Here is a 22,990-nt window from a genome sequence, read left to right as displayed (position 1 = left end):
CGAACAAAGGTGAACCATGCATGAACTGATTCTTGGCGGTGCCCGCTCCGGCAAAAGCCGTCTGGCCGAGCGACTGGCGGCCGAGTGCGGCCTGGCGGTCACCTATATCGCCACCAGCCAGGCGCTGGATGGCGAGATGAATACGCGTATTACCCAGCACCGCGAACGCCGTCCGGCGCAGTGGGGCCTGGTGGAAGAACCCTTGGCCTTGGCCCGGGTGCTGCGTGAGCAGGCCGCAGCGGACAAGTGCCTGCTGGTCGATTGTCTGACCCTGTGGCTGACCAATCTGTTAATGCTGGATAACCCGGCGCGCCTGAGCGCCGAGCGTGATGCGCTACTGGACTGTGTGGGCGGCCTGCCCGGGTGGATTCTGTTGGTCAGCAATGAAACCGGCCTGGGTGTGGTGCCGCTGGGTGAGCTGACCCGCCGTTATGTTGACGAGGCTGGCTGGCTGCATCAGGCCCTGGCCGAGCGTTGTGAGCGTGTGGTGTTTACCGTGGCGGGTTTGCCGATGGTTCTCAAGGGGAAAGCGCTATGAGTGAGCAATGGTGGCAACAGGGCTGTCAGGCGCTGGATATGCCCGCGCGCAGCAAGGCCCAGGCGCGTCAGCTCGAACTGACCAAACCGGCCGGCTCGCTCGGTCAGCTGGAGCAGTTGGCGATTGAGCTGGCGGCTATGCAAGGCAGTCAGCGGCCGCAGATTGAGCAGCTGTGGATCAGTATTTTTGCCGGTGACCACGGCGTGGTCGCCGAAGGTGTATCGGCATTCCCCCAGGCGGTTACCGGGCAGATGCTGCGCAACTTCGTCAATGGCGGCGCGGCGATCAGCGTATTGGCCAAGCAGCTGGGCGCGACGCTTGAGGTTATCGACCTGGGCACCGCGTTGCCGCTGGAACCGCTGCGCGGCGTGCGTCATCTGCATATCGGCGCGGGCACGGCGAACTTCGCCCAGGGCCCGGCGATGACCGCCGCGCAGTTGCTGCTGGCCCTGGAGGCCGGCCAGGCCAGTGTGCAGCGCGCCCGTGAAGCTGGCAGCCAGCTGTTTATCGGCGGCGAGATGGGCATCGGCAATACCACCGCGGCCACGGCCATGGCCTGCCTGCTGCTGGAGTGTCCGGCGCTGGGTCTGGCCGGCCCGGGCACCGGTCTGGATAGCGCGGGCGTGGCGCATAAAGCCGAAGTGATCGAGATCGCGCTGGAGCTGCACCGCCCGGCGATCAGCGAACCCATCGATATCTTGCAACGCCTTGGCGGCTTCGAGATTGCCGCGCTGAGCGGTGCCTATCTGGCCTGCGCGCAGCAGGGCATCACCGCCTTGGTGGATGGTTATATCTGCAGCGTTGCCGCCTTGCTGGCGGTACAGCTGAATCCGGATTGTCGCAACTGGCTGCTGTTTGCTCACAGCGGCGCCGAGCCCGGCCATCAACGGGTGCTCAAGGCGCTGCAGGCCGAACCTTTGCTCGATCTGGGCCTGCGTCTGGGTGAGGGCAGTGGTGCCGCCTTGGCGGTGCCTTTGCTGCAACTGGCCTGCAGCCTGCACAACGATATGGCCACCTTTGCCGAGGCGGCGGTGGCCGAGCGCCCGGCATGACGGTCTACCTGGAACTGCTGCGCCACGGCGAAACTGAACTGGGCGGTGGCCTGCGCGGTAGCCTCGACGATGCCCTGACTGCAACCGGCTGGGCGCAGCTGCGCGCGGCGGTGGCTGACGGCAGTCGCTGGGATCGGCTTATCAGCTCGCCGCTGCAGCGCTGCGCGCGCTTTGCCGAAGAGCTGGCGACGCAGCACGGTGTGCCACTCAGCCTGGAGCCGGATCTGCAGGAGCTGCATTTCGGCGCGTGGGAAGGGCGCAGCACCGCCGAGCTGATGCAGACCAGCGCAGAAGAATTGGGCCGTTTCTGGAGCGACCCCTATGGCTTTACTCCGCCCGAAGGCGAACCGTTGCTGGCCTTCGAGGCGCGAATATTGAGCGCCTTGCAACGCTTGCAGGCACGCCATGCCGGCGAGCGCTTGCTGTTGGTGACCCATGGTGGGGTGATCCGTCTGCTGCTGGCGCGGGCCCGTGGCTTGCCGCGCAATGATCTGCTGCAGGTAGCGGTGGGACATGCCGAGCGCTATCAACTGTGTCTGGATGAACAGGGGCAGCTGTGGGAGCGCGCATGACGTCCTGGTGGATTGCCCTGCAATTTCTCACCCGCCTGCCGGTGACCCTGGCAGGCCTGCCGACGCCTGAGCAGATCGGCCGTTCGCTGTTGTTCTATCCGCTGGTGGGGCTGTTGATCGGTGTGTTGCTGCTCGCGGCGCAGCAACTGCTGGGCGATAGCGCGGTGCTGTTGCAGGCGGCGCTGCTGTTGACGCTGTGGGTGGGCATCAGTGGCGGCCTGCATCTGGATGGCCTGGCCGACAGCGCCGATGCCTGGGTTGGCGGCTTTGGTGATAAACAGCGCACCCTGGCCATTATGAAAGACCCGCGCAGCGGGCCGATTGCGGTGGTGGTGCTGGTACTGCTGTTATTGCTCAAGTTTGCTGCGCTGGTGGCCTTGCTGGAGAGCGGCTCAGGGTTACTGCTGGTACTGGTGCCCTGGCTGGCGCGCTGTCTGCTGCCGCTGCTGTTTCTGACCACAGCTTATGTGCGCGCTGGCGGCCTCGGTCAGGCGTTGGCCGAGCATCTGCCGCGCCGGCAACTGCCTTGGGTACTGGGCGCCAATGCCCTGGCCATGTTGCTGTTTGGCTGGCCGGCGCTGCTGGCCTTGTTGGTAGCCGGTGGCGTGTTTATCTGGCTGCGCAGCTTGATGCTCAAACGTTTGGATGGCACCACCGGTGATACCGCCGGAGCTCTGCTGGAAATAGCCGAGTGCGCGGTGCTGGTGGCCTTGGCCTGCTAGCGTGTAAGGACAGCAAGACGTAGCAGGGATGTATATGGTGCGCAGGTTGTTTTACTCGACGCTGTTGGCGGCATTGCTCGGGGCCTTGCCCTGTGCTGACGTATTGCAGGCCGAGGAGCTGGTGTGGGGCGTTGTGCCGATCCCGGGTGTCTTCAATGTACGCGATGGTCAGGTGGTTGATGGTGTGCTGTTCGAGGCTATGCAGCTGTTGGCTGCACGCCTGCCCGAGCTGCAGATGCGCTACGAAGTGTTGCCCATGGCCCGCGTGGAGCAGCGCATGGGTGAGCAAGGAGAAATGTGCAGCAGTGGCCAGCTGCAGAGCCCCGAGCGCGATCAGCAAGGTTACTTCGTACCTTATGTGGCAACCACGCCGATTCATGTGCTGGTCCGCCGGCAAACCCGCGATCAACTGCTAATCGAAGACGGCCAGGTCAGCCTCGACTGGCTGTTCGGCAATCCTTATCTGCGCGGCGCTCTGGCCAAGAGTCGGGTCTATCCCGCGTCGATTCGTGAACGCCTGCTGCAGGCGCACGCCGCAGGGCATCTCCCCGAGCTGGGTGGCAGCCAAGGTGGGGAAAACCTGCTGCTGATGGTCAGCCATCACCGTCTGGATTATGTCTTCGATTACCCGGTGATCTACACCGAGGTGATGCGTCATTTCAGCCTCAGTGATGCGCTGGTCAGCGTGCCGCTGCGGGAAAACGCCGAACTGGTGACGGTGGGCATCTACTGCTCACGCACGCCATGGGGCGCGCGCATGGCTGGGCGTATTGATCAGGCCATTCGTGAGCTTTCTGCTACGCCCGCCAGCACCCTGGCGATCTACCAGCGTTGGCTGCCGCCCGAGGTGTATAGCCACTACCACAAGCAGTTGCTGACGTTCTTCGCCCAGCGCGCCAGTGCCGCGCCGCTGCTGTTCGATTAGCCGGCCGTTTTCAACGCAGGCTTACCCTCGCAGCTAGTGTTCTCAGCGGCCTGTTAGCCGATGGTCGGCTTGCCAGCATCTCTAGCTCAGGGTGCAATCTGTAGCACTGGATTGCCGAACAGCTGTAGCTGTTACCTGAGCGGGTAGCGGTATATACCTGCGCCATATTGCCGATTTCTCGATAAGCGGGTCGCTACCCGTAAAGGACAACCTATGACTTCGTTATGGCGCACCAGTGGCTGGTTAATGCTGGGCGCATCGCTGGTCCTGGCGCTGTCGCTGGGCATTCGTCATGGTTTTGGCCTGTTCCTGCCGCCGATGAGCGCCGAGTTCGGCTGGGGCCGTGAGGTATTTGCCTTTGCCATTGCCTTGCAGAACCTGATCTGGGGCCTGACCCAGCCCTTTACCGGGGCCCTGGCCGACCGCTTCGGCGCCAAACGCACGGTGATTGTCGGCGGCGTGCTGTATGCCATTGGCCTCGGCTGCATGGGCCTGGCTGATTCGCCGATGAGTCTGTCGCTGAGCGCCGGGCTGCTGATCGGCATCGGTCTGTCCGGCACCTCGTTCTCGGTGATTCTCGGTGCAGTGGGCCGCGCCGTACCGATGGAGAAACGCAGCATGGCCATGGGTATCGCGGCGGCGGCGGGCTCCTTTGGCCAGTTCGTTATGCTCCCCGGCACCCTGGGCCTGCTTAGCTGGCTGGGTTGGTCAGTGGCGCTGATGGCGCTGGGCCTGCTGGTGGCATTGATTGTGCCGCTAGCGGCAATGCTTAAGGACACGCCACTACCGCTTACCGGTCAGGAACAAACCCTGGGTGAAGCGCTGCGTGAGGCCTGCAGCCATTCCGGTTTCTGGCTGTTGGCATTGGGCTTTTTCGTCTGCGGCTTTCAGGTGGTGTTTATCGGCGTGCATCTGCCGGCCTATCTGGTCGATCAGCATCTGCCTGCACTGGTCGGCACTACGGTGCTGGCGCTGGTGGGTCTGTTTAATATCTTTGGCACCTATATCGCCGGCTGGCTGGGCGGGCGGATGTCCAAACCGCGCCTGCTCAGCGCGCTGTACCTGGCACGGGCGGTGGTGATTGTGGCGTTTATCCTGACGCCACTGACGGTGTGGAGCGCCTATGCCTTTGGCGTGGCCATGGGCCTGTTGTGGCTGTCGACGGTGCCGCTGACCAATGGCACGGTGGCGACCCTGTTCGGTGTGCGCAATCTGTCGATGCTTGGCGGCATCGTCTTTCTGTTCCACCAGTTGGGGGCTTTTCTCGGCGGCTGGATGGGCGGCTATCTGTATGACCATACCGGCAGTTATGATCTGGTCTGGCAGATTGCCGTGCTGCTCAGCCTGCTGGCCGCCGCGCTGAACTGGCCAGTACGCGAGCTGCCCGTGGCCCGCTTGCAACAACAGGAGGCGAATGCATGAATACCGACTATGGCTGGAACACCGCGCTGGTGATGGGCGGCATGTTGGCCCTGGGCCTGGCCTGGTGGGGCTGGCTGCAAAGTGGCCTGGCCTTTCTGCAGCTGGGTTTGGGTGTATGTTAAGGCTGTTACTCTGTCGTTCCAGTTACTCAAGGTGATGTGTATGTGGCGTTTTCCCCTGCTGGTTGTCGCTCTGCTCAGTGCCTGGGTTGGGCCGACGCAGGCTGCCGAATGCCCGGCGTTGCTGCAGGGGGAGGTGCAGAAGCTGCGCAGCGAGGAGCGCATTGACCTGTGCGCACAGTTTGCCGGCAAGCCGCTGGTGGTGGTCAATACCGCCAGCTTCTGCGGCTTTACTCCGCAGTTCAAAGGCCTGGAAGCGCTCTACCAGCGCTACAAGGAGCAGGGCCTGCAGGTTCTTGGGGTGCCTTCCGATGACTTCCGTCAGGAAGCCGACAATAGCGAAGAAATCGCCAAGGTCTGCTACGTCAATTACGGCGTGACCTTCCCCATGAGCGAAACCCAGCGCGTTACCGGCAGCGATGCACTGCCGCTGTTCAAGGAACTGGCCGCGCAAAGCCAGGCGCCGCGCTGGAATTTTTCCAAGTATGTGATCGACGCCCAGGGCAAGGTGATCGCCAGCTTCCCCAGTAGCACTACCCCGGATGACCCGGCATTGCTGGCCGCCGTTGCACAGGCCATCGCCTCGCAGCATTGAGGCATCACCCATCTGGGCGATAGCCCATACCGCAGCACCTCCTTAGAGTTGTGAGTACGCCGGACGCAGTTTCCCGGCGTGCCAACAAGAAAAATAAGGAGGCACCCATGCGTCGCGTTATTACTTCTGCTCTAGCTGTATGCGCCCTGGTCGGCGCGGTTGAGGCCCAGGCCAATTACACCAAGACCAAATACCCGATCGTGCTGGTGCACGGGGTGACCGGCTTCGACACCATCGGCGGCCTGATCAACTATTTCCACACCATCCCCTGGAACCTCGAGCGCGATGGCGCCAAGGTCTATGTGGCCAGTGTGTCGGCACTCAATGACAGCGAACAGCGCGGCGCCGCCCTGGCGCAGCAGATTGTGCCGTGGGCCGGTGCCAATGGCGGCAAAGTCAATCTGATCGGCCACAGTCAGGGGTCGCCAACTTCGCGCGTTGCCGCCTCGTTGCGTCCGGATCTGGTGGCCTCGGTAACCTCGGTCAATGGGGTGAACAAAGGCTCGAAAGTTGCCGATGTGCTGCGCGGTGTGATCCCGCCAAACAGCGCCATCGAAGGCGGGGCCAATGGTCTGGCCAACGCCATAGGCGCGGTGATCAACCTGCTGTCTGGCAGCAGCAACCCGCAAAACGGCCTGGCTGCGCTGAAAACCCTGACCACTGCTGGCACCACTGCATTGAATGGTCGCCATCCGTGGGGCGTGAACAGCAGCAGCTACTGCGCCAAGTCCACCGAAGTGCATAACGTGCGTGGGCACAACATCCGTTACTACTCCTGGACCGGCAACACCTCCTACACCAACGTCTTTGATGCGGTCGATCCGTTTCTCGCCATCACTGGGCTGGCCTTTGGTAGCGAGAAGAACGATGGCCTGGTCGGCGTTTGCTCCACTTACCTGGGGCAGGTGATCGGTGATGACTACAACATGAACCACGTGGATGCGATCAACCACCTGTTCGGCGTGCGTGGCTGGACCGAGCCGGTTTCACTGTATCGCCAACATGCCAACCGCCTGAAAAGCAAAGGCGTCTGACCGTCACCCGGCGGGCTGCGCCATGCAGCCCGCATTCTGGAGGTCATATGGCCCTGTCGTTGCGCTCAACTGTTCCTCTCCTGGTACTGGCCGGCAGCGTTGCCGGCCTTACGCTTTACTGGCAGTGGCCAGCCGCTGCGTTACCCGTCGCGCCAGCTGTTTCTGCTGCCGCTACGGCGCCTCTGTCCGTCGCCCCCAGCCCTCTGCTGGCAACCGCCAAACCAGACACCTCAACTGCTAGAGCACCTGCAAGCCTGCCAGGTTTGCAGGGCACCGAAGTGGATGGTGAATTGAAAGCGGACAGTGCCGGCAATCTGCAACTGAACCTGGCGCTGCGTGATTACCTGGATTATTTCCTCAGCGCTGCAGATCAGGCTGGGCTGGAAACCGTGGTCGAGGTGATGCTCGCCGATGCGCGCGGACGTTTACCGGAACCCGCCCTGGGCCAGTTTATTGGCTTGCTGGGCGACTATATGGATTACAAGCGCGCCAGCCTGGCGTTGCTGCAGCAACCCTTGAGCACAGCCCAGCAAAGCACCCCGGATGGCCAACTGGTTGCCTTGCAGCGAGCCTTCGAGCAGCTTGCAGAGTTGCGCCGTGCACATTTTTCCAGTGCCGCTGCCGAGGCCCTGTTTGGTGCCGAAGAGGCTTACGGCCGCTACACCCTGGATAATCTGGCGCTGATGGCCCGTACTGATCTGAGTGAGCACACCAAGGCTCAGGCGCAGGAGCTTTTGCGTGCCCAGCTCCCCGAAGCCATGCGCGCTAGCGAAGAGCGTCAGGCTCAGGCCCAGGTATTACAGGTCCAGACAGACAAGCTCTGGCAGGAGGGGGCAAGCGAAGAGCAGGTGCGCCAGCTGCTTGCCTTGACCTATGATCCGCCCACGGTCGAACGTCTGCTCAGCGAGCAGCGCAACGAGCGCGCCTGGCAACAACGCTATGCCACCTACCAGCAGGAGCTTGCCGCCTTGCAGGGCAATGGCCTCAGTGCTGCGGATCAGCAGCAGGAGCAGCAGCGTTTGCGCCAGCGTCTATTCAGCGCCGAAGATCAGCACCGGGTGGAAACCTATGACGCCATTGCCGCCAAGCAGCAGGACAGCCAGTCCCCCGAGTTGTAAGCCATGAGCCTCGAGCGTCAGGAGTCTCTGCTGTTGACGCAACAGCGCCGCGGCTACCGGCGGCTGCGCTTTACTGGTGTGCTGGAAGATGAATTTGTCGAGCACCGGGTGCAGCGCATTCGTCGCCGCCTGCTGCTGATCATCAGCACGGCGGTGATCTTTCAACTGGTCTACGCCGCCCTCGATCTATTGCTGCTGCCTCTCCATGCCAGTCTTGCGACCTTGCCAGTGCGGCTGCTGGGCATAGTCGGTGCGTTGCTGTCTTTCTTCTACTGTCGTCGCCCACTGAGCCCGCCGCGCCGCGCCTTGTTGGTCTATGTAGCGGCCTATGCCCTCAACGGTATTTCCGTCGCAGTGATCATTCATCTGTGCTGGAGCCTGGGCGTAGCCATGCCCTATGACGGGCTGTTTCTGGTGCTGCTGTTTGGTTACGTGCTGCTGGGTGTATCGTTCCGCTCCGTCAGCCTGGCTTCCTGGGGCGTGTGCGGGCTGTTCCTCTGGCTGGGGCTTGTCGCCACGGGCGGCAGCGTGGCGCTGGGTTATCAGGGCTTGTTTCTGTTTTGCGCCAATCTGATTGGCAGTGTCGGCGCCTACCTGCAGGAACACGGCCAGCGCGGCGCCTGGCTCAATTTGCGTTTGCTGGACCTGGCGCGGCAGCGCGCCGAAGCTGACGATGCACGCAAGCTGCGCCTGCTGGCTGCCGCCAGCCATGATCTGCGCCAACCGCTCAACGCCATGGGCCTGTATGCCCAGCATCTGCTGGAACAGAACCAGGACCCCGGCGTGCACCGCATCAGCAGCCGCCTGGCGATTGCCGTGGAGCAGCTCAGCCGGCTGTTGCAGTCGCTGTTCGATTACACCCGCCTGACCCTGCCCGGCGGAGTGCAGGCCAAGCCGGAGGTGTTTGCCTTGCGCCCCTTGCTGGCGCGCCTGAGTGGTGAAAGCCGCGCCGAGGCCGACGCTCAGGGTGTCGAGCTGCAACTGCAATGCGCGGAGCTTTGGGTACGCAGTGATCCGCTGCTGCTGGAGCGCGTGCTGCGCAACCTGCTGAGCAACGCCTTGCGCCATGCCCAGGCGCGGCATGTCTGGCTGCATGCCCGTGTCGAGCAGGGCGTGGTGCAGCTGGAGGTCGGTGACGATGGTCAGGGTTTGAGCGAGGAAGAGCAGAGTCAGGTCTTCGAAGAGTTCCGTCAGCTGGATAACCCTGGGCGCAATGCCGAGCGCGGTCTGGGTCTGGGCCTGGCCATCGTCCAGCAACTGGCGCAGTTGCTGGGGCATCCGCTGCAGCTGGATTCCAGCCCAGGCGCGGGCGCGCGCTTTATCCTGCGCCTGCCGCAGGCTGAGGCCGGTGAGTGGCAAGCACCGCCGGCAGTTGCCGCAGCATTGAGCGGACGGGTGTTGTTGCTGGAAGACGACGCCGCAGGGCGCGAGGCACTGTCCGGGTTATTGCAGCGCTGGGGTTGCGAGGTCTGGGCCTGCGCCGATCCAGCCGAGGCTTTGCAGTGTCTGCCCGAGGCGCAGCCGCAGGTGCTGATCAGCGACTATCGCCTGGCCGCCACCGAGGACGGCTTGCGCGTTATCGAGCGTTTGCGCGAAGAGGCCGGGCGCATGCTGCCGGCCTTGCTGATTACCGCCGACGTCAGCGCCGACCTGCAGGAGCGCTGCACCCGCGCCCATGTCACCTTGCTCGGCAAACCGCTGCTGCCAGCCCGTTTGCGGCAGGCCCTGGCGGTGCTGTTGCCCGCCAATGCGGCGGATAGGAGCTGTTCAACGTCTCGCGAGCTAGAGACCTGCAAGGCAAAAGCAGGCGAGGAAGCGGAGTTTACTGGTGTAAATGAGCATTCCGAGCCTGGTTTTAACGCAGCAGGGCCGACGCGTAGCAGGCGTTGAATAGACTCCTACAGCCAGCCCCGTTGCCGCGCCGCACTGACGCATGCAGTCCGGGTATGGACGGAAAACTCCTGAAACAGTGATTTCAGATGGGTTTTCACCGTGTCCTCGGAGACGCCCAGCTGACGGCTGATGGACTTGTTCGGCAAGCCTTCGGCCAGCAGCTGGAGGATTTCCATCTGCCGGGGCGTGAGCTGTGGTTTGTCGCCCGTCTGCGGTGCGGGTAGGGTTTCACCCAGCAGTACGCGGGTTACTGCCTGGCGCAGTTCATCGCTATTGGCACTTTTCGGGATAAAGCCCAGCGCGCCGGCGGCCAGCGCGGCTTGGGCGTCCAGATTGGAGTCGCTGGCGCTAAGGATCGCTACTGGGGTCATGCGGCCTTGTTGTTGCCAGCGTTGCAGCAACTCCAGGCCCGGCATATCAGGCAGGCGCAGGTCGAGCAGAATCAGGTCGAAGCTGGCGTGTTGCAGGCAGGCTTCGGCGGCTGCAGCGGATTCGGCGGTGCGAATCTGCAGATCGGCGCAGAGCGGGGCGAGGGCCAGGCTGAGGCCGTCGAGAAAAATCCGGTGGTCATCCACCAGCAACAGGCTGAGCTGTTCGGGCAGGGCAGTGCAGAGTGCAGTCATAAGGGCTGTCTCAGGCGGCGTTATTATTTTTGTGGGCGCCGCGCGAGTTTAACCCAAACCGCTGGTTGAGTTAGAAGCGGTACGTCACTTGTGCGCCCAGGCCGTGGGCGGTGTTTTTGTAGGTTGCGCGGTAGTCGTCCCTTTCGATGTGCGCGTCGTCTTCCATCAGGTAGGAGTAAGCCAGGTCGATGGTCACGTCATCATTCGGGCTCCAGGCTGTGCCCAGGCTGAGGATGGTGCGGTCACCGGTGGGGATGCGCGGCGAACGGTCGGCGTTATTGGTCGGCGACTGGTCCACGGCCAGGCCGGCGCGCAGGGTCCACTGCGGGTTCAGCTTGTAGGCGGCACCGACGGCGTGAGCCCAGGTGTCGTGCCAGTTCTGCGGCTCACTGATGCTGCTGAGCTTGCCCGCCAGCAAGCCACCGACGCCTTTGTTGTTTGCGCGGATTTCTTCCAGACGGCTCCAGCGCGTCCAGGTGCTACCGGCGTAGAGGGTCCAATCGGCACTCAGCTCGTGGGTGACCGAGAAGTCCACCGATTCCGGGGTGGTCAGCTCCAGTGACGCATCGTAGGTGCCGGCCGAAGTTGCAATGACACCTGGGCCAGACACTGTGGTGTCACCCTTCAGGCGGTAATCCACCTTGGAGTGGTAGGTCAGGCCGAAGCGCGTTTGTGGGGTGATTTCAAACAGCACGCCGAGGTTGTAACCCAGTGCGGTGTCATCGCCCTTGATTTCGACCTTGCCGTCACCCGCGCCAGGAATCGGGTTGTTGATGGCCGAAGTCAGCTCACCGTCGATGCGGTTGATGGTTGGGCCAAAACCGATCGACAGTTGCTCGTTGAAGCGATAGCTCAGGGTTGGCTGCAGGGTGATCACCCGCACTTCACTGCGGTCGCCGTGATAGCGGCCCTGGAAGTTACGCTCGTAATCAGTCACCAGGCCGAACGGCACGTACAGGCCCAGGCCGAAGCTCCAGTTGTCGTCCAGCGGTTTGACGTAATAGCCCATGGGCGCGCCGATAAAAGGCACCATATCGCCATCATTGCTGCCGCTGGCAGAGCCGCTGGCGTTATCGATATCGGTTTTCGCGTGGATCAGCGCAATGCCGCCGCTGACTTGTTCGCGCTTGATGCGCGCCATACCGGCCGGGTTACCGAATACGGTGCTGGCGTCATCGGCGGAGGAGGAGCGGCCGGCGAAGGCGGTGCCCATGCTGCTGATGCTTTGTTCGTTGATGGCAAAACCACTGGCAAAGCCATGGCTGGCGGCAGAGGCAAGGGCAAGGGACAGGCAGGTCTTGACGACTCTTCTAGTCACGGAGGACTCCTAGGTTTTAACGGGGGGCGGAAACTAACAACTTTTCCTGACCCCTGCCAAGCCCGCGAAGTTCCCGAGATAGAGCGGTTTTATGCCTTTAACGTGACGCTATTTTCTGCTAGTTGCTTGGATCTTGTCGGACAATGCTGGCCGTTGTCGAAGGGGTCAGGCCACTTGGCTGAGGCTGCCGATGCAGCGTTGCCAGGCGGCGATAAAGTCTTTGGTGCGCCCGTGGGGCCTGAATACCCGACGCCAGACCTGCGCCATGCCCAGCAGATCATCGGCGGCCGGCAGTTCGCGGTGTTCGGCTTCGATCAGCATCCAGGCAATCGCCGTGGCGTAGCGCAGGTTGACGGTCAGTTCCAGGTGCGGCGCGGCGAGGAAGGCATGCTGGCTGGCGAGGCCACGTACTTGGCTGGCGAGGTCCGGGTCCAGCGCCAGGTGCTGATCCCAGAGCTGTTGGTGGCGCTGTGCGGCGATGCGGTAAAGGCCATGGCCATGTTTGTCATCGAGGGCTGAGCCGAGCCCGGATTGGCTGGCGGCGGCTCCGAGCAACAAGGCTTCGGCGGCGGTGGAGTGGCGGCCCAGGTAGAGCAGGGTAGGGCGGATGACGTACTGGCTTAACTCGCAGGCGGCAATTCCCATAAAGCCCTCGGCGACAGGTGACCGATGGGGCCGGGGCGCTGGCAGCTTCTGCTTGTTCTAATAAAGGCCCCACCGGAAGCGGGGTTAGCCGCTCATGTTGAAGTGTAGTGCGACCTTTCTACTGTAAAGGGCTGTTTTTAAATTGTTTTCGGCTTTCGGTTATTGCCTATATTCCAGTTGGTGCTTACCACGGCTGGCGAGCATTAGCCGCGCGGCCAGCCTGCCTGAACTGAAATCAGTCGCCAGTGGCTACCGGACGAGCAGGGTCAGTGATCCATTCGCTCCAGGAACCGGCATACAGCGGCGCCAACGGGTAGCCGGCCAGGCACAGGGCGAACAGATTGTGGCAGGCGGTTACGCCTGAGCCGCAGTAGGCGACCAGCTCGCTGGCCGGGCGCTCGCCGAGATGTGTAGCAAAGCGCTGGCGCAGCTGCTCTGGGCTGAGGAAGTGGCCGTCGCTGTCGAGGTTGTCCGTGAACGCTGCGCACTGCGCGCCGGGGATATGCCCGGCGACCGGGTCAATCGGCTCCACCTCGCCTCTGAACCGCGGCAGGCCACGCGCATCGAGCAGGGTCATCTGCTGATCGCCCAGGCGCTGCTGCAGCTGGGCTGCGCTGACCAGCAGGCTGGCATCGGCGTTGCCGCTGAAGGTGCCAGCAGCCTGTGCGGGTAGGTCCTGAGTCAATGCGCCGCCGGCTTCGCGCCAGGCTTTGAGGCCGCCATCGAGCAGGTACACGCCCTCACGTTTGCCCAGCCAGGCCAGCAACCACCAGGCGCGGCTGGCAAAGGCGCCCGGGCCGTCGTCGTACAGCACCACTTCGCTGTGATGGTTCAGTCCCCATTCGCGCAAGCGCTGCAGCAGTTGCGCAGGCTCCGGCAGGGGATGACGGCCGGTGATGCCTTTATGGATCGGCCCGGAGAGGTCGCGCTCCAAATCGGCAAACTGCGCGCCGGGAATATGCCCTTCGGCGTAGCTGCGCTGGCCGTAGGTCAGATCATCCAGGGCAAAGCGGCAATCGAGAATCAGCAGGTCGGGCTCATCAAGGCGTCGCTGTAGCTGGGCGGCACTGATCAGTTGGGCGAGGGGCATGCCAGTCATCCTGTGGGCAAAGGGAAAGGAGCAGCCGGCATCATAAACCCTGGCGTTGGGCTGTCGAGACGCCGCGCACAGAAGAATTTCTGCCGATAGGGCGCTGCATCTTTGTCGGTTTATGGGCATGCTGCATCCCCGTTTTAGCTGACCCAGGTTGCCGCACGCCATGAAGCGTTTTGTATTGCTCGATACCGCCCCGATTCCCGATGGCTCGGGCGCGCTGTGCCTATTCGAGTACGGTGAGGATTTTGTGATCAAGATTGCCGGCGGCGATGGCGGTCAGTTGATGAACACGCGCATGCATGGTTCTGAAGATGCGCTGGCGGTGATTCCCTGCAAGAAGGTCGCTGGGCGGCCGGACTCGCGGGTGTTGATCGGCGGCTTGGGTATGGGTTTTACCCTGGCGGCAGCATTACAGAACCTGGGCAAGACCGCTGAAGTGGAAGTGGCCGAGCTGGTGCCTGGGGTGGTGGAATGGAACCGCGGCCCGTTGGGCGCCAAGGCCGGTTATCCGATCCTCGATCCGCGCACCCGGGTAATTCAGGACGATGTCGCCAATTGCCTGAAGAGCGCCGACCAGCGTTATGACGCGATCATGCTGGATGTCGACAACGGCCCCGAAGGCCTGACCCAGAAGCGCAATAGCTGGCTGTATTCCGCCCAGGGCCTGCAGCGCTGCTACCAGGCATTGCGTAACAAAGGCGTGCTGGCGGTGTGGTCGGCCAGCGCCGACCGGGTATTCAGCGACAAGGTGCGCAAGGCCGGCTTCAAGGTCGAGGAAGTGCAGGTCTATGCTCATGGCAACAAGGGCACCCGTCACACCATCTGGATCGCCGAAAAGATCAAATAGGTAAATCGCGAACATTAAAAAGCCCGCGCAGCTAAGCAGTTGCGCGGGTTTTTTTGTGCTGATGGCTTAGCGGATTTTCAGCTTACCGATCCGGTCATTATCCAGACTGCCGAAGTACAGGTAGTCGCCCACCGGTTTGACCGAGGTGATCATGCGCAGGTGGGTGCCGCTGGTGTCGTGCAGGCTCTGGGTGATTTCGCCTTGCTCATTGAGGGCGATGGCAAAACCGTAAGGCACGGCTTTGGGCCAGAAGGCCCGTGGCAGTTTGGCCAGCTGCGATTTCGCCCAGGGCGAGCGATGCAGCATATCGGCATCGGCCTTGCGCGGGGTCGGCAGGGCCACCCAGAAAGTGCCGTTGCGGTCGCCCTGCAGGTTGTCCGGCAGGCCCGGCAGGTTGTCGATAAAGATGTCGTGGGTGCCGGCTTTGTCGCCGCTCAGCCAGTAACGGGTGATGCGGTAGCGGTAGGTTTCGTTGACCAGCACGAAGTCCTCATTGGCCGACAGCGCCACGCCGTTGGCGAAGTACAGGTCCTTGAGCAGCACCTTGGTTTCGCCAGTAGCCGGGTTGTAGCTGAGCAGGCGGCCATGGGGGCGGGCTTCGAGCAGGTCGAGCAGGTAATCCGGTTGCTCAAAACGCTGACTGGCATCGCTGAAGTAGATGGTGCCGTCGCGAGCGATGTCGAGATCGTCGGTGAACTTGAAGGCTACGCCTTCGGCTTCGGTGGTCAGTACCTTGATCTGGCCCTGGGCGTCGATGCTCAGCAAGCCCTTGTAAGCGTCGGCGACGATCAGGTTGCCGGCGCCGTCAAAGTCCATGCCCAGCGGGCGGCCTTGGGTGTCGACAAAGGTTTCCACGCTGCCATCGGCCTTGATGCGCACGATCTTGCCGTCATGCAGGCCGGCGTATACCTGGCCCTGGGCATCTACGGCGGTGTCTTCCGGGCCATGCACCTGGCCGCGGCCGAGCAGTTCGGCCTTCATCAGCGTGTCGTTGGGTTCCAGTACGCCGGTCATCGGCGGGATGGCCGGGGCTTCCCAGGCCAGTGGATCAATCGGGCTGGGTGTGACGGCGAGGTAGATCGCCGCCGCAGCAATCAAGGCCACAAGCAGGCCAAGCAGTTTCTTCATTGTTTTTATTCCCTGTGATGAAGGTAAGCAGATGCAAGCGCCGGCCAGATTACAGGGTTCATTCGCATCTGTGATGCCCAAGGCAGCAAATGCCCGGCACAGTGCCTGGGCATATATACTGCGCGGCATTCTTGATGGGAGAGCCGCGTGGCGATTGATATTCAGTGGATTGGTGATAACGCCAGCCTGGCGCAGCATTGTGCAACCTGGCGCACGCTGGCCTTTGTCGCGGTGGATACCGAGTTTATGCGGGTCGACACCTTTTACCCGATTGCCGGGCTGCTGCAGGTTAGCGAGGGCGAGCGGGCGTATCTGATCGATCCGCTGCTGATCAGCGACTGGGCGCCCTTTACCGAGCTGCTGCAGGACCCGGCCGTGGTCAAGGTGCTGCATGCCTGCAGCGAGGATTTGGAAGTCTTTCTGCGCCTGACCGGCAGCCTGCCCACGCCGCTGTTCGACACCCAACTGGCCGCCGGTTACCTCAACCTCGGTTTCTCCATGGGCTATTCGCGCCTGGTGCAGGCAGTGCTGAATATCGAACTGCCCAAGGGCGAGACCCGCTCCGACTGGCTGCAGCGGCCGTTGTCGGCCACTCAGGTCAGTTATGCGGCCGAAGACGTGCTGCACCTGGCTGAGGTGTATGCGCAGCTCAAGGCGCAGCTGTCTGCCGAGAAATACGCCTGGGTGTTGGAAGACGGCGCCGAGCTGGTCAGTAACCTCTGCCGCGAAGTCGACCCGGAGCTGGCCTACCGCGAAGCCAAGCTGGCCTGGAAACTCAACCGGCAGCAGTTGGCCGTGCTGAAAGCGCTGTGCAGCTGGCGTGAAGGTCAGGCGCGCAAACGCAACCAGCCGCGCAACCGGATTATCCGTGAGCATTCGCTGTGGCCACTGGCGCGCACCCAGCCGGACAACCTGGTGGCCCTGGCGCGGATCGAGGATATGCACCCGAAAACCGTGCGCCAGGACGGCGAGTTTATTTTGCAGCTGATCAAGCAGGCGGCAGCCACCCCGGCTGAAGAGTGGCCTGAAGCCCTGCCAGAGCCATTGCCGCTGGAAGCAGCGTCATTGCTGAAAAAGCTGCGCGCCATCGGCCAGCGCGAAGGTGAGCGCCTGAACATCGCCCCGGAGCTGATGCTGCGCAAGAAAACCCTCGAAGCCCTGCTGAAAACCGGCTACCCCAATGGGCCTTACCAGCTGCCGGAGTCGCTGCGCGGCTGGCGGCGTGAATTGATGGGCCAGGCGCTGCTTGATTGCCTGGCTGCAACCGGAGAGTCCGCGTGAAACGTATCTGCTCAATCTACAAAAGCCCGCGCAAGAACGAGATGTACCTCTACGTGCTGCGCAGCGATGGCCTCAAGCGCGTGCCGGAAAACCTGCTGCTGGCTTTCGGCCCGCCGGCCCTGGCCTTCGAGATGGTGCTGACACCCGAGCGCGTGCTGGCCCGCGAAGACATCCACAAGGTGCTGGCCAACCTCGACGAGCAGGGCTACCACCTGCAGATGCCGCCGCCGGAAGATGAATATATCGAGCATCTGCCGGACGAGTTGCTGCGCCGTAACGACCCGATGTAACCACCATGCCCGCCACTGCGAATGCCCCTGTACGTGTGTTGATTGCCGAAGCCGAACACGCGCGGTATGCCGAGTTACTGCGCCAGCAGGCACCTGAGCTTGAGCTGTTTGGCAGCAATCGGCCGGCTGAGTTAGCCGAATACGCCGCGAGCTGCCCGCTCTGGCTGGGCCAGCCGGATCTGCTTGCGGCGCTGCTGCGTCAAGGCGTTAAACCCCAGTGGCTGCAATCAACCTGGGCGGGCATTACGCCGCTGCTGACCAAGGACTTGCCAACGGATTACGCGTTAACCCGCGCCGTGGGCATCTTTGGCCAGGTGATGGCCGAGTATGTGTTGTGCCATCTGCTGGCGCACGAGCGCCAATTGTTTGCAGCACTGGCTGCCCAGGTCGAACAGCGTTGGGACAACCGCATGCCGCGCAGCTTGGCCGGGCGCAAGGCGCTGATTGTCGGCGCGGGCGATATCGGCCTGAGCGTGGCGCAGTTTCTGGCACCGTTTGGCATCGAGTTGCTCGGCATCGCCAGCAGTCCGCGCAATCTGTCTCCGTTCCGTCAGGTGGCGGGGCTCGACGAACTGCTGCGCCTGGTGGGCGAGGCCGATTACCTGATCAACCTGCTACCGGATACTCCGGCTACCCGCGATATTTATGACGCCGCGCTGTTTGCCGCCTGTAAGCCCAGCGCGCTGTTTATCAATGCCGGGCGTGGTGTGGCGGTGGTCGATCAGGCGCTGGTCAGTGCGCTGCAACAGGGGCAACTGGTGGGCGCGGTGATTGATGTCTGCCGTGAAGAACCGTTGCCCGCAGGCCACCCATTCTGGGATGCGCCGCGTCTGCTGCTTACCGGACACAGCTCGGCGCCGACTGATCCGCGCCTGCTGGTGCAGCTGTTTGTCGATAACCTGGCGCGCTGGCAGGCCGGCCACACACTGCGTGGGCACGTGGACTTTGTTCGTGGTTATTGAAGTTTCTAGAATCTGTTTACGATCTCGCGAGCTAGAGTCATGCAAGGCAAAAACCGGCGAGGAAGCGGAGTGTACTTTTGTACATGCGCATTCCGAGCCTGTTTTTAACGCCGCAGGGCCGACGCGCAGCAGATCGGGAACAGGCTCTAACAACAACGCCCGGATGGCACCTTATATGCGCAAAATTCTGATCACCCTGCTGATAATCCTGTTGATCGCTGCGGGCAGTGTGTTTGCCCTGCCCTCCTTGCTTGACCGCAAGATGAACAGCGTCGAATCCCCCGCGCCTTACCCCGCCAGTGAACCGGCCAATCAGTTGCATCAGCAGCTGTTTATCGCCGACCTGCATGACGATGTGCTGTTGTGGGAGCGCGACCTGCTCAAGCGCTATGACTTTGGCCACAGCGACCTGCCACGCATGCTCGAAGGCCGCGTTGGGCTGCAGGTGTTCTCCACCGTGACCAAGACGCCGCGCGGCATCAACTATGAAAGCAATAGCGGAGAGACCGACAACATCACCCTGCTGGCCATGGCCCAACGCTGGCCCAAGGAAACCTGGGACAGCCTGCTGCAACGCGCCCTATACCAGGCGCACAAACTCAATCAGGCCAGCGCCAATAGCGACGGCCGCCTGGTCATGATCAAGAACCGCAGCGATCTGGCCAGCTTTGTCAGCGCCTGGCAGAAAGACCCGCAGCGTGTAGCGGCGATTCTCGCCACCGAGGGCCTGCAACCGATCGAGGGAAAGCTGGAAAACGTCGACGCACTCTATGACGCCGGCTTTCGCATCACCGGCCTCACCCACTTCTTTGATAATGAAATCGGCGGCTCGGCCCACGGCCTGGAAAAAGGCGGCCTGACGCCGCTGGGCCGGCAAGTGATCAAGCGCCTGGAAGAAAAAGCCATGCTGATCGACCTGGCCCACGCCTCGCGCCCGCTGATCGATGACGTGCTGGCCATCAGCACGCGTCCGGTTCTGGTCTCCCACACAGGCGTGGAAGGCACCTGCAAAGGCACGCGCAACCTCAGCGACAAACACCTGAAAGCCATCGCAGCCACCGGTGGGGTCATCGGTATCGGCTACTGGGATGCTGCCGTCTGCGCCACGTCGGTCGAGGCCATCGTCAAGGCAATCCGCTATACCGCCGGCTTGATTGGCGTGCAACATGTGGCCCTGGGCTCGGATTTCAACGGCACCATTCATGCGCCGTTTGATGTCACCGGACTGCCGCAACTGACCGAAGGCCTGCTCAAGGCAGGTTTCAGCCATGACGAAATTGCCGCCATCATGGGTGGCAACGTGCAGCGTTTGCTGCTTGCCAGCCTTCCCGAAAATTGAGTAAAAAACAGCCAACCTCCGCCATCTGGCGCGGCACTTCGCCGCGCCGGCTTCTTGCTTTACACTGGCGGCCGTTCACTCCTTAACCAATTGATGAGATGACCGTGCTCAAAGCACTCAAGAAAATATTCGGCAAAGCCGAGGGCGAGCAGCCCAGCCCAGCAACTCCGTCACCTGTAACGCCCAGCGCACCGCGCGTCCAGCCTGACGCCACCGCTGACAAATCCAGCCGCAGCGCCTCACCGCGCCCCACTGAAGCCGCTGAAAAACCGTTACAGAGCAAGGAAAAACCGGCGAAACCGCGCCGCGAACGCCCTGCCAAACCAGTCGACACCTGGAAACTGGAAGACTTCGCCGTAGCGCCAGCCGAGGGCAAGACCCGTTTTCATGACTTCAAGCTCTCCCCCGAGCTGATGCATGCCATCCATGATCTGGGCTTCCCGTACTGCACGCCGATCCAGGCGCAGGTACTGGGCTATACCCTCAGCGGCCGCGACGCCATTGGCCGCGCCCAGACCGGCACGGGAAAAACCGCCGCCTTCCTGATCTCGATCATCACTCAGTTGCTGCAAACCCCGCCGCCGAAAGAGCGTTATATGGGCGAGCCGCGCGCGCTGATCATCGCGCCGACCCGCGAGCTGGTGGTGCAGATCGCCAAAGACGCCGCCGACCTGACCAAATACACCGGCCTCAATGTGATGAGTTTTGTTGGCGGCATGGACTTCGACAAACAGCTCAAGCTGCTGGAGTCGCGCTTCTGCGACATTCTGGTGGCTACTCCGGGGCGTTTGCTCGACTTCAATCAGCGCGGCGAAGTGCACCTGGATATGGTCGAAGTGATGGTGCTCGACGAAGCCGACCGCATGCTCGACATGGGCTTTATCCCCCAGGTCCGCCAGATCATCCGCCAGACCCCGATGAAGGGCGAACGCCAGACTCTGCTGTTCTCCGCGACCTTCACCGAAGACGTGATGAATCTGGCCAAGCAATGGACCACGGAGCCAGCGATCGTCGAGATCGAGCCGGAAAACGTCGCCAGCGACACGGTTGAACAGCACGTTTATGCCGTGGCCGGCAGCGACAAATACAAGCTGCTGTACAACCTGATCACCCAGAACGACTGGATTCGTGTGATGGTCTTCGCCAACCGCAAGGATGAAGTGCGGCGCATCGAAGAACGCCTGACCCGTGACGGCATCAGCGCCGTGCAGATGTCAGGCGATGTGCCACAACACAAGCGCATCCGCGCCCTGGAAGGCTTCCGCGAAGGCAAGATCCGCGTGATGGTCGCCACCGACGTGGCCGGCCGCGGTATCCACGTCGATGCGATCAGCCACGTGATCAACTTCACCCTGCCGGAAACCCCGGACGACTACGTGCACCGCATCGGTCGTACCGGCCGCGCCGGCAGCAGTGGCACCTCAATCAGCTTTGCTGGTGAAGACGACGCCTACGCCTTGCCGGCCATCGAAGCCCTGCTGGGCCGCAAGATCGCCTGCGAAATGCCGCCGGATGAGCTGCTCAAGCCGGTCCCGCGCAAGCACTGATCCCTGCGCAACTAAAAAAGGCGAAGCCCTGCGGCTTCGCCTTTTCTATTTTCAGCGCCGCTGTCAGGGCGCAAATAATTCCAGCTGCTCATGCCTGCCGCGCAGGTCATGCAAGCGCACGCCAACGCCGAGCAGGCGCACCGCCTTGTTGCCACGGGCAAAGGCGGCGCTCATAAGCCGCGTATAACTCTCCAGATCGCGCCGCGCACCGCCCTGCTCCAGGGTGGTCTGGCTGAAGTCGTGAAACTTGATTTTGACGAACGGCTTATCCGGTCGATAACTCGGATCAAGCCGGGCCATACGGGTGGCCAGTTGCTCCAGCAGCGCGGGCAACTGCTCCAGGCAGGCGGCCAAGTCCGGCAAATCCTTATCAAAGGTGTTTTCTACGCTGACCGACTGACGCCGACTGTCGTTATGCACGAGCCGATCATCAATCCCGCGCGCCAGCCCCCACAAGCGCTCGCCGAAACTGCCGAACTCCTTAACCAACGCCAGCTTGTTCCATTCGCGCAGGTCGCTGCAGGTACGAATGCCCAAACGCCCGAGCTTGTCGGCTGTGACCTTGCCCACCCCATGCAGCTTGCTCACCGGTAAGGCGGCAACAAAATCCTCAACCTGATCCGGAGTGATAACAAAGAGGCCATTAGGCTTCTTCCAGTCGCTGGCGATCTTGGCCAGGAACTTGTTCGGCGCCACGCCCGCCGAGACGGTGATATGCAGCTCCTGCGAGACCCGCCGACGAATATCCTGGGCGATGCGCGTGGCGCTGCCAGCAAAATGCGGGCTGTCCGTTACATCCAGGTAGGCCTCATCCAGCGACAAGGGTTCGATCAACTCGGTGTAATCACGAAAGATCGCCTGAATCTCCCGCGACACTGCCTTATAGGCATCCATCCGTGGTTTGACGATCACCAGATCGGGGCACAATTTCAGCGCCTGCCCGGAGGCCATCGCCGAACGCACACCATAACTGCGCGCCTCGTAGTTGCAGGTGGCAATCACCCCGCGCCGATCCGCCGAACCACCGACCGCCAAGGGCTTGCTGGCCAGGCTCGGGTCATCCCGCATCTCGATTGCCGCGTAGAAGCAGTCGCAATCGACGTGGATTATTTTGCGGCTGCTCATTGCCAGGCCTACCAACCCTGCTGCTACTGCTCAGCTGAACTAACAGGCGCTGCTGGCTTGGCCTCGTTCGCCGCATCCTCAGACTTGCCCATATAAGACTGGATAATCAGGATAACAATCAGCATAAAAGCCGCCAGCGGCACCAACTTGGTCTTCGCCACCACGGCAGCGCCGCAACCCGGACAGGTCTTGGCATCAGCTGGCACCTGAGCACCACAGGCTTTGCATTCAACGCTCATAACTTTCCTCCCGTTTAATGGGCACGGACTCTAGCCCAACAGCCCGGTTGCGGGCTATGCCGAAAGCAAACCTGTCCACCCAATCAGGCTCTAGCACAGGGTTCTGCAGCGCAAAACTCGCCAGCGCACGGCTAAGCACCTGAATAAAAACAACTTCTAGCCACCTTTAGGTTGACAAGCAGCATTTAGACGCTAGAATTGGCGCCGCGGGATGGAGCAGTCTGGTAGCTCGTCGGGCTCATAACCCGAAGGTCGTCGGTTCAAATCCGGCTCCCGCAACCAGATACTCAGAAAAGGCCACTCAATCGAGTGGCCTTTTTTGTTTCTTGCGTCCTATAGCAGCCCTCCCTCGCCGGGCCCATCGCTGCGCGACATCAAAGATTGCCCCTGCGATTTTTTGTTTCTCCGCCAACGCATCATTTAAGTTATTGATTAAACAGCAACAATCAATTGACAAAAGATCATTCCTATATAGAATGGCCGGCGCGGGATGGAGCAGTCTGGTAGCTCGTCGGGCTCATAACCCGAAGGTCGTCGGTTCAAATCCGGCTCCCGCAACC

24 protein-coding genes and 2 tRNA genes are annotated in these 22,990 nt (G+C 62.0%); 19 read left to right on the top strand and 7 right to left on the bottom strand.

Features of this window, described 5'->3' with window-relative positions:
* Positions 1-16: 16 nt before the first annotated feature.
* The 11 genes from cobU (at position 17) to Q8O69_RS20520 (ending at position 9,987) form a co-directional block, all read left to right on the top strand.
* Positions 17-538, top strand: coding sequence for a bifunctional adenosylcobinamide kinase/adenosylcobinamide-phosphate guanylyltransferase (cobU, locus tag Q8O69_RS20570; RefSeq protein ID WP_305594145.1), 522 nt, complete (start codon positions 17-19; stop codon positions 536-538).
* On the top strand, positions 535-1,590 hold the full coding sequence (cobT, locus tag Q8O69_RS20565) for a nicotinate-nucleotide--dimethylbenzimidazole phosphoribosyltransferase (RefSeq protein WP_305594143.1): 1,056 nt from the start codon (positions 535-537) through the stop codon (positions 1,588-1,590). The genes cobU and cobT overlap by 4 nt, the downstream gene beginning before the upstream one ends.
* A complete protein-coding gene (gene cobC, locus Q8O69_RS20560; RefSeq protein ID WP_305594141.1) occupies positions 1,587-2,162 on the top strand; it encodes an alpha-ribazole phosphatase family protein in 576 nt (191 codons plus the stop codon). The genes cobT and cobC overlap by 4 nt, the downstream gene beginning before the upstream one ends.
* The gene (locus tag Q8O69_RS20555) at positions 2,159-2,884 is read left to right on the top strand and encodes an adenosylcobinamide-GDP ribazoletransferase (RefSeq protein ID WP_305594139.1); all 726 of its coding nucleotides are present in this window, start codon (positions 2,159-2,161) and stop codon (positions 2,882-2,884) included. The genes cobC and Q8O69_RS20555 overlap by 4 nt, the downstream gene beginning before the upstream one ends.
* Before the next feature lie 37 nt (positions 2,885-2,921).
* Entirely contained in the window at positions 2,922-3,809 is an 888-nt protein-coding gene (locus Q8O69_RS20550; protein WP_305594137.1) for a hypothetical protein, read from the top strand.
* A gap of 213 nt (positions 3,810-4,022) precedes the next feature.
* Positions 4,023-5,231: an MFS transporter gene (locus Q8O69_RS20545; protein ID WP_305594135.1), complete on the top strand. Its 1,209-nt coding sequence runs from the start codon at positions 4,023-4,025 to the stop codon at positions 5,229-5,231.
* On the top strand, positions 5,228-5,353 hold the full coding sequence (locus Q8O69_RS20540; RefSeq protein ID WP_256665152.1) for a hypothetical protein: 126 nt from the start codon (positions 5,228-5,230) through the stop codon (positions 5,351-5,353). The genes Q8O69_RS20545 and Q8O69_RS20540 overlap by 4 nt, the downstream gene beginning before the upstream one ends.
* 40 nt (positions 5,354-5,393) lie before the next feature.
* Entirely contained in the window at positions 5,394-5,945 is a 552-nt protein-coding gene (locus tag Q8O69_RS20535) for a glutathione peroxidase (protein WP_305594132.1), read from the top strand.
* A 107-nt stretch (positions 5,946-6,052) separates the two neighbouring features.
* Positions 6,053-6,979: a triacylglycerol lipase gene (locus Q8O69_RS20530; protein WP_275962511.1), complete on the top strand. Its 927-nt coding sequence runs from the start codon at positions 6,053-6,055 to the stop codon at positions 6,977-6,979.
* Positions 6,980-7,026: 47 nt separating this feature from the next.
* Positions 7,027-8,097: a lipase secretion chaperone gene (locus Q8O69_RS20525; protein WP_305594129.1), complete on the top strand. Its 1,071-nt coding sequence runs from the start codon at positions 7,027-7,029 to the stop codon at positions 8,095-8,097.
* 3 nt (positions 8,098-8,100) lie between these two features.
* Positions 8,101-9,987: a hybrid sensor histidine kinase/response regulator gene (locus Q8O69_RS20520; RefSeq protein WP_305594127.1), complete on the top strand. Its 1,887-nt coding sequence runs from the start codon at positions 8,101-8,103 to the stop codon at positions 9,985-9,987.
* Between the two features lie 8 nt (positions 9,988-9,995).
* On the opposite strand, the gene Q8O69_RS20515 is transcribed toward Q8O69_RS20520, so the two are convergent.
* From Q8O69_RS20515 to Q8O69_RS20500, 4 genes are all read right to left on the bottom strand, one after another.
* A complete protein-coding gene (locus Q8O69_RS20515; RefSeq protein WP_305594125.1) occupies positions 9,996-10,613 on the bottom strand; it encodes a response regulator transcription factor in 618 nt (205 codons plus the stop codon).
* A gap of 70 nt (positions 10,614-10,683) precedes the next feature.
* Positions 10,684-11,931, bottom strand: coding sequence for an OmpP1/FadL family transporter (locus Q8O69_RS20510; RefSeq protein WP_305594123.1), 1,248 nt, complete (start codon positions 11,929-11,931; stop codon positions 10,684-10,686).
* Positions 11,932-12,096: 165 nt separating this feature from the next.
* Positions 12,097-12,576 (bottom strand): hypothetical protein, encoded by a 480-nt coding sequence (locus Q8O69_RS20505; RefSeq protein WP_305594121.1) that lies wholly within the window; start codon positions 12,574-12,576, stop codon positions 12,097-12,099.
* Between the two features lie 235 nt (positions 12,577-12,811).
* Positions 12,812-13,666 (bottom strand): sulfurtransferase, encoded by an 855-nt coding sequence (locus Q8O69_RS20500; protein ID WP_305594119.1) that lies wholly within the window; start codon positions 13,664-13,666, stop codon positions 12,812-12,814.
* A gap of 169 nt (positions 13,667-13,835) precedes the next feature.
* Here Q8O69_RS20500 and Q8O69_RS20495 point away from each other — a divergent pair, with 169 nt between their 5' ends.
* Complete coding sequence (locus Q8O69_RS20495; RefSeq protein WP_305594117.1) at positions 13,836-14,519, top strand: spermidine synthase; 684 nt, start codon at positions 13,836-13,838, stop codon at positions 14,517-14,519.
* A 66-nt stretch (positions 14,520-14,585) separates the two neighbouring features.
* Here Q8O69_RS20495 and Q8O69_RS20490 read toward each other — a convergent pair whose 3' ends face one another.
* Positions 14,586-15,647 carry an SMP-30/gluconolactonase/LRE family protein gene (locus Q8O69_RS20490; protein WP_305594115.1) on the bottom strand — a complete coding sequence of 354 codons (1,062 nt, stop codon included), beginning with the start codon at positions 15,645-15,647 and terminating at the stop codon, positions 14,586-14,588.
* A 147-nt stretch (positions 15,648-15,794) separates the two neighbouring features.
* Here Q8O69_RS20490 and rnd point away from each other — a divergent pair, with 147 nt between their 5' ends.
* The 5 genes from rnd (at position 15,795) to rhlB (ending at position 21,066) form a co-directional block, all read left to right on the top strand.
* On the top strand, positions 15,795-16,928 hold the full coding sequence (gene rnd, locus Q8O69_RS20485; RefSeq protein ID WP_305594113.1) for a ribonuclease D: 1,134 nt from the start codon (positions 15,795-15,797) through the stop codon (positions 16,926-16,928).
* Positions 16,925-17,218 (top strand): YcgL domain-containing protein, encoded by a 294-nt coding sequence (locus Q8O69_RS20480; RefSeq protein ID WP_090253148.1) that lies wholly within the window; start codon positions 16,925-16,927, stop codon positions 17,216-17,218. The genes rnd and Q8O69_RS20480 overlap by 4 nt, the downstream gene beginning before the upstream one ends.
* Before the next feature lie 5 nt (positions 17,219-17,223).
* Positions 17,224-18,180: a D-2-hydroxyacid dehydrogenase gene (locus Q8O69_RS20475; protein WP_305594111.1), complete on the top strand. Its 957-nt coding sequence runs from the start codon at positions 17,224-17,226 to the stop codon at positions 18,178-18,180.
* A gap of 175 nt (positions 18,181-18,355) precedes the next feature.
* Positions 18,356-19,519: a dipeptidase gene (locus Q8O69_RS20470; protein WP_305594109.1), complete on the top strand. Its 1,164-nt coding sequence runs from the start codon at positions 18,356-18,358 to the stop codon at positions 19,517-19,519.
* Positions 19,520-19,623: 104 nt separating this feature from the next.
* Positions 19,624-21,066: an ATP-dependent RNA helicase RhlB gene (gene rhlB / locus Q8O69_RS20465; protein ID WP_305594107.1), complete on the top strand. Its 1,443-nt coding sequence runs from the start codon at positions 19,624-19,626 to the stop codon at positions 21,064-21,066.
* Between the two features lie 63 nt (positions 21,067-21,129).
* On the opposite strand, the gene dinB is transcribed toward rhlB, so the two are convergent.
* Complete coding sequence (gene dinB / locus Q8O69_RS20460; RefSeq protein ID WP_305594105.1) at positions 21,130-22,191, bottom strand: DNA polymerase IV; 1,062 nt, start codon at positions 22,189-22,191, stop codon at positions 21,130-21,132.
* Between the two features lie 23 nt (positions 22,192-22,214).
* A complete protein-coding gene (locus tag Q8O69_RS20455) occupies positions 22,215-22,430 on the bottom strand; it encodes a zinc-ribbon domain-containing protein (RefSeq protein ID WP_305594103.1) in 216 nt (71 codons plus the stop codon).
* A 205-nt stretch (positions 22,431-22,635) separates the two neighbouring features.
* Between Q8O69_RS20455 and Q8O69_RS20450 the strand changes: the two genes are divergently transcribed.
* Together Q8O69_RS20450 and Q8O69_RS20445 are read left to right on the top strand one after the other, a co-directional pair.
* Positions 22,636-22,712, top strand: a tRNA-Met gene (locus Q8O69_RS20450).
* A 202-nt stretch (positions 22,713-22,914) separates the two neighbouring features.
* Positions 22,915-22,988, top strand: a tRNA-Met gene (locus Q8O69_RS20445).
* Positions 22,989-22,990 lie beyond the last annotated feature (2 nt).

Source organism: Pseudomonas sp. (genome assembly GCF_030690725.1).
GTDB lineage: Bacteria > Pseudomonadota > Gammaproteobacteria > Pseudomonadales > Pseudomonadaceae > Aquipseudomonas.
The sequence above is the reverse complement of the archived record's forward strand: the minus strand, read 5'-3'. Positions and strand labels throughout refer to the sequence as shown.

What these genes read in the sequence shown, in the direction of transcription:
- Q8O69_RS20555 (WP_305594139.1), top strand. Translation starts at nt 2,159, where the DNA reads ATGACGTCCTGGTGGATTGCCCTGCAATTTCTCACCCGCCTGCCGGTG.
- Q8O69_RS20520 (WP_305594127.1), top strand. Translation starts at nt 8,101, where the DNA reads ATGAGCCTCGAGCGTCAGGAGTCTCTGCTGTTGACGCAACAGCGCCGC.
- Q8O69_RS20535 (WP_305594132.1), top strand. Translation starts at nt 5,394, where the DNA reads ATGTGGCGTTTTCCCCTGCTGGTTGTCGCTCTGCTCAGTGCCTGGGTT.
- cobU (WP_305594145.1), top strand. Translation starts at nt 17, where the DNA reads ATGCATGAACTGATTCTTGGCGGTGCCCGCTCCGGCAAAAGCCGTCTG.
- Q8O69_RS20505 (WP_305594121.1), bottom strand. Translation starts at nt 12,576, where the DNA reads ATGGGAATTGCCGCCTGCGAGTTAAGCCAGTACGTCATCCGCCCTACC.
- cobT (WP_305594143.1), top strand. Translation starts at nt 535, where the DNA reads ATGAGTGAGCAATGGTGGCAACAGGGCTGTCAGGCGCTGGATATGCCC.
- dinB (WP_305594105.1), bottom strand. Translation starts at nt 22,191, where the DNA reads ATGAGCAGCCGCAAAATAATCCACGTCGATTGCGACTGCTTCTACGCG.
- Q8O69_RS20475 (WP_305594111.1), top strand. Translation starts at nt 17,224, where the DNA reads ATGCCCGCCACTGCGAATGCCCCTGTACGTGTGTTGATTGCCGAAGCC.
- Q8O69_RS20470 (WP_305594109.1), top strand. Translation starts at nt 18,356, where the DNA reads ATGCGCAAAATTCTGATCACCCTGCTGATAATCCTGTTGATCGCTGCG.
- Q8O69_RS20545 (WP_305594135.1), top strand. Translation starts at nt 4,023, where the DNA reads ATGACTTCGTTATGGCGCACCAGTGGCTGGTTAATGCTGGGCGCATCG.
- Q8O69_RS20455 (WP_305594103.1), bottom strand. Translation starts at nt 22,430, where the DNA reads ATGAGCGTTGAATGCAAAGCCTGTGGTGCTCAGGTGCCAGCTGATGCC.
- Q8O69_RS20530 (WP_275962511.1), top strand. Translation starts at nt 6,053, where the DNA reads ATGCGTCGCGTTATTACTTCTGCTCTAGCTGTATGCGCCCTGGTCGGC.
- Q8O69_RS20500 (WP_305594119.1), bottom strand. Translation starts at nt 13,666, where the DNA reads ATGCCCCTCGCCCAACTGATCAGTGCCGCCCAGCTACAGCGACGCCTT.
- Q8O69_RS20495 (WP_305594117.1), top strand. Translation starts at nt 13,836, where the DNA reads ATGAAGCGTTTTGTATTGCTCGATACCGCCCCGATTCCCGATGGCTCG.
- Q8O69_RS20490 (WP_305594115.1), bottom strand. Translation starts at nt 15,647, where the DNA reads ATGAAGAAACTGCTTGGCCTGCTTGTGGCCTTGATTGCTGCGGCGGCG.
- Q8O69_RS20525 (WP_305594129.1), top strand. Translation starts at nt 7,027, where the DNA reads ATGGCCCTGTCGTTGCGCTCAACTGTTCCTCTCCTGGTACTGGCCGGC.
- cobC (WP_305594141.1), top strand. Translation starts at nt 1,587, where the DNA reads ATGACGGTCTACCTGGAACTGCTGCGCCACGGCGAAACTGAACTGGGC.
- Q8O69_RS20515 (WP_305594125.1), bottom strand. Translation starts at nt 10,613, where the DNA reads ATGACTGCACTCTGCACTGCCCTGCCCGAACAGCTCAGCCTGTTGCTG.
- Q8O69_RS20540 (WP_256665152.1), top strand. Translation starts at nt 5,228, where the DNA reads ATGAATACCGACTATGGCTGGAACACCGCGCTGGTGATGGGCGGCATG.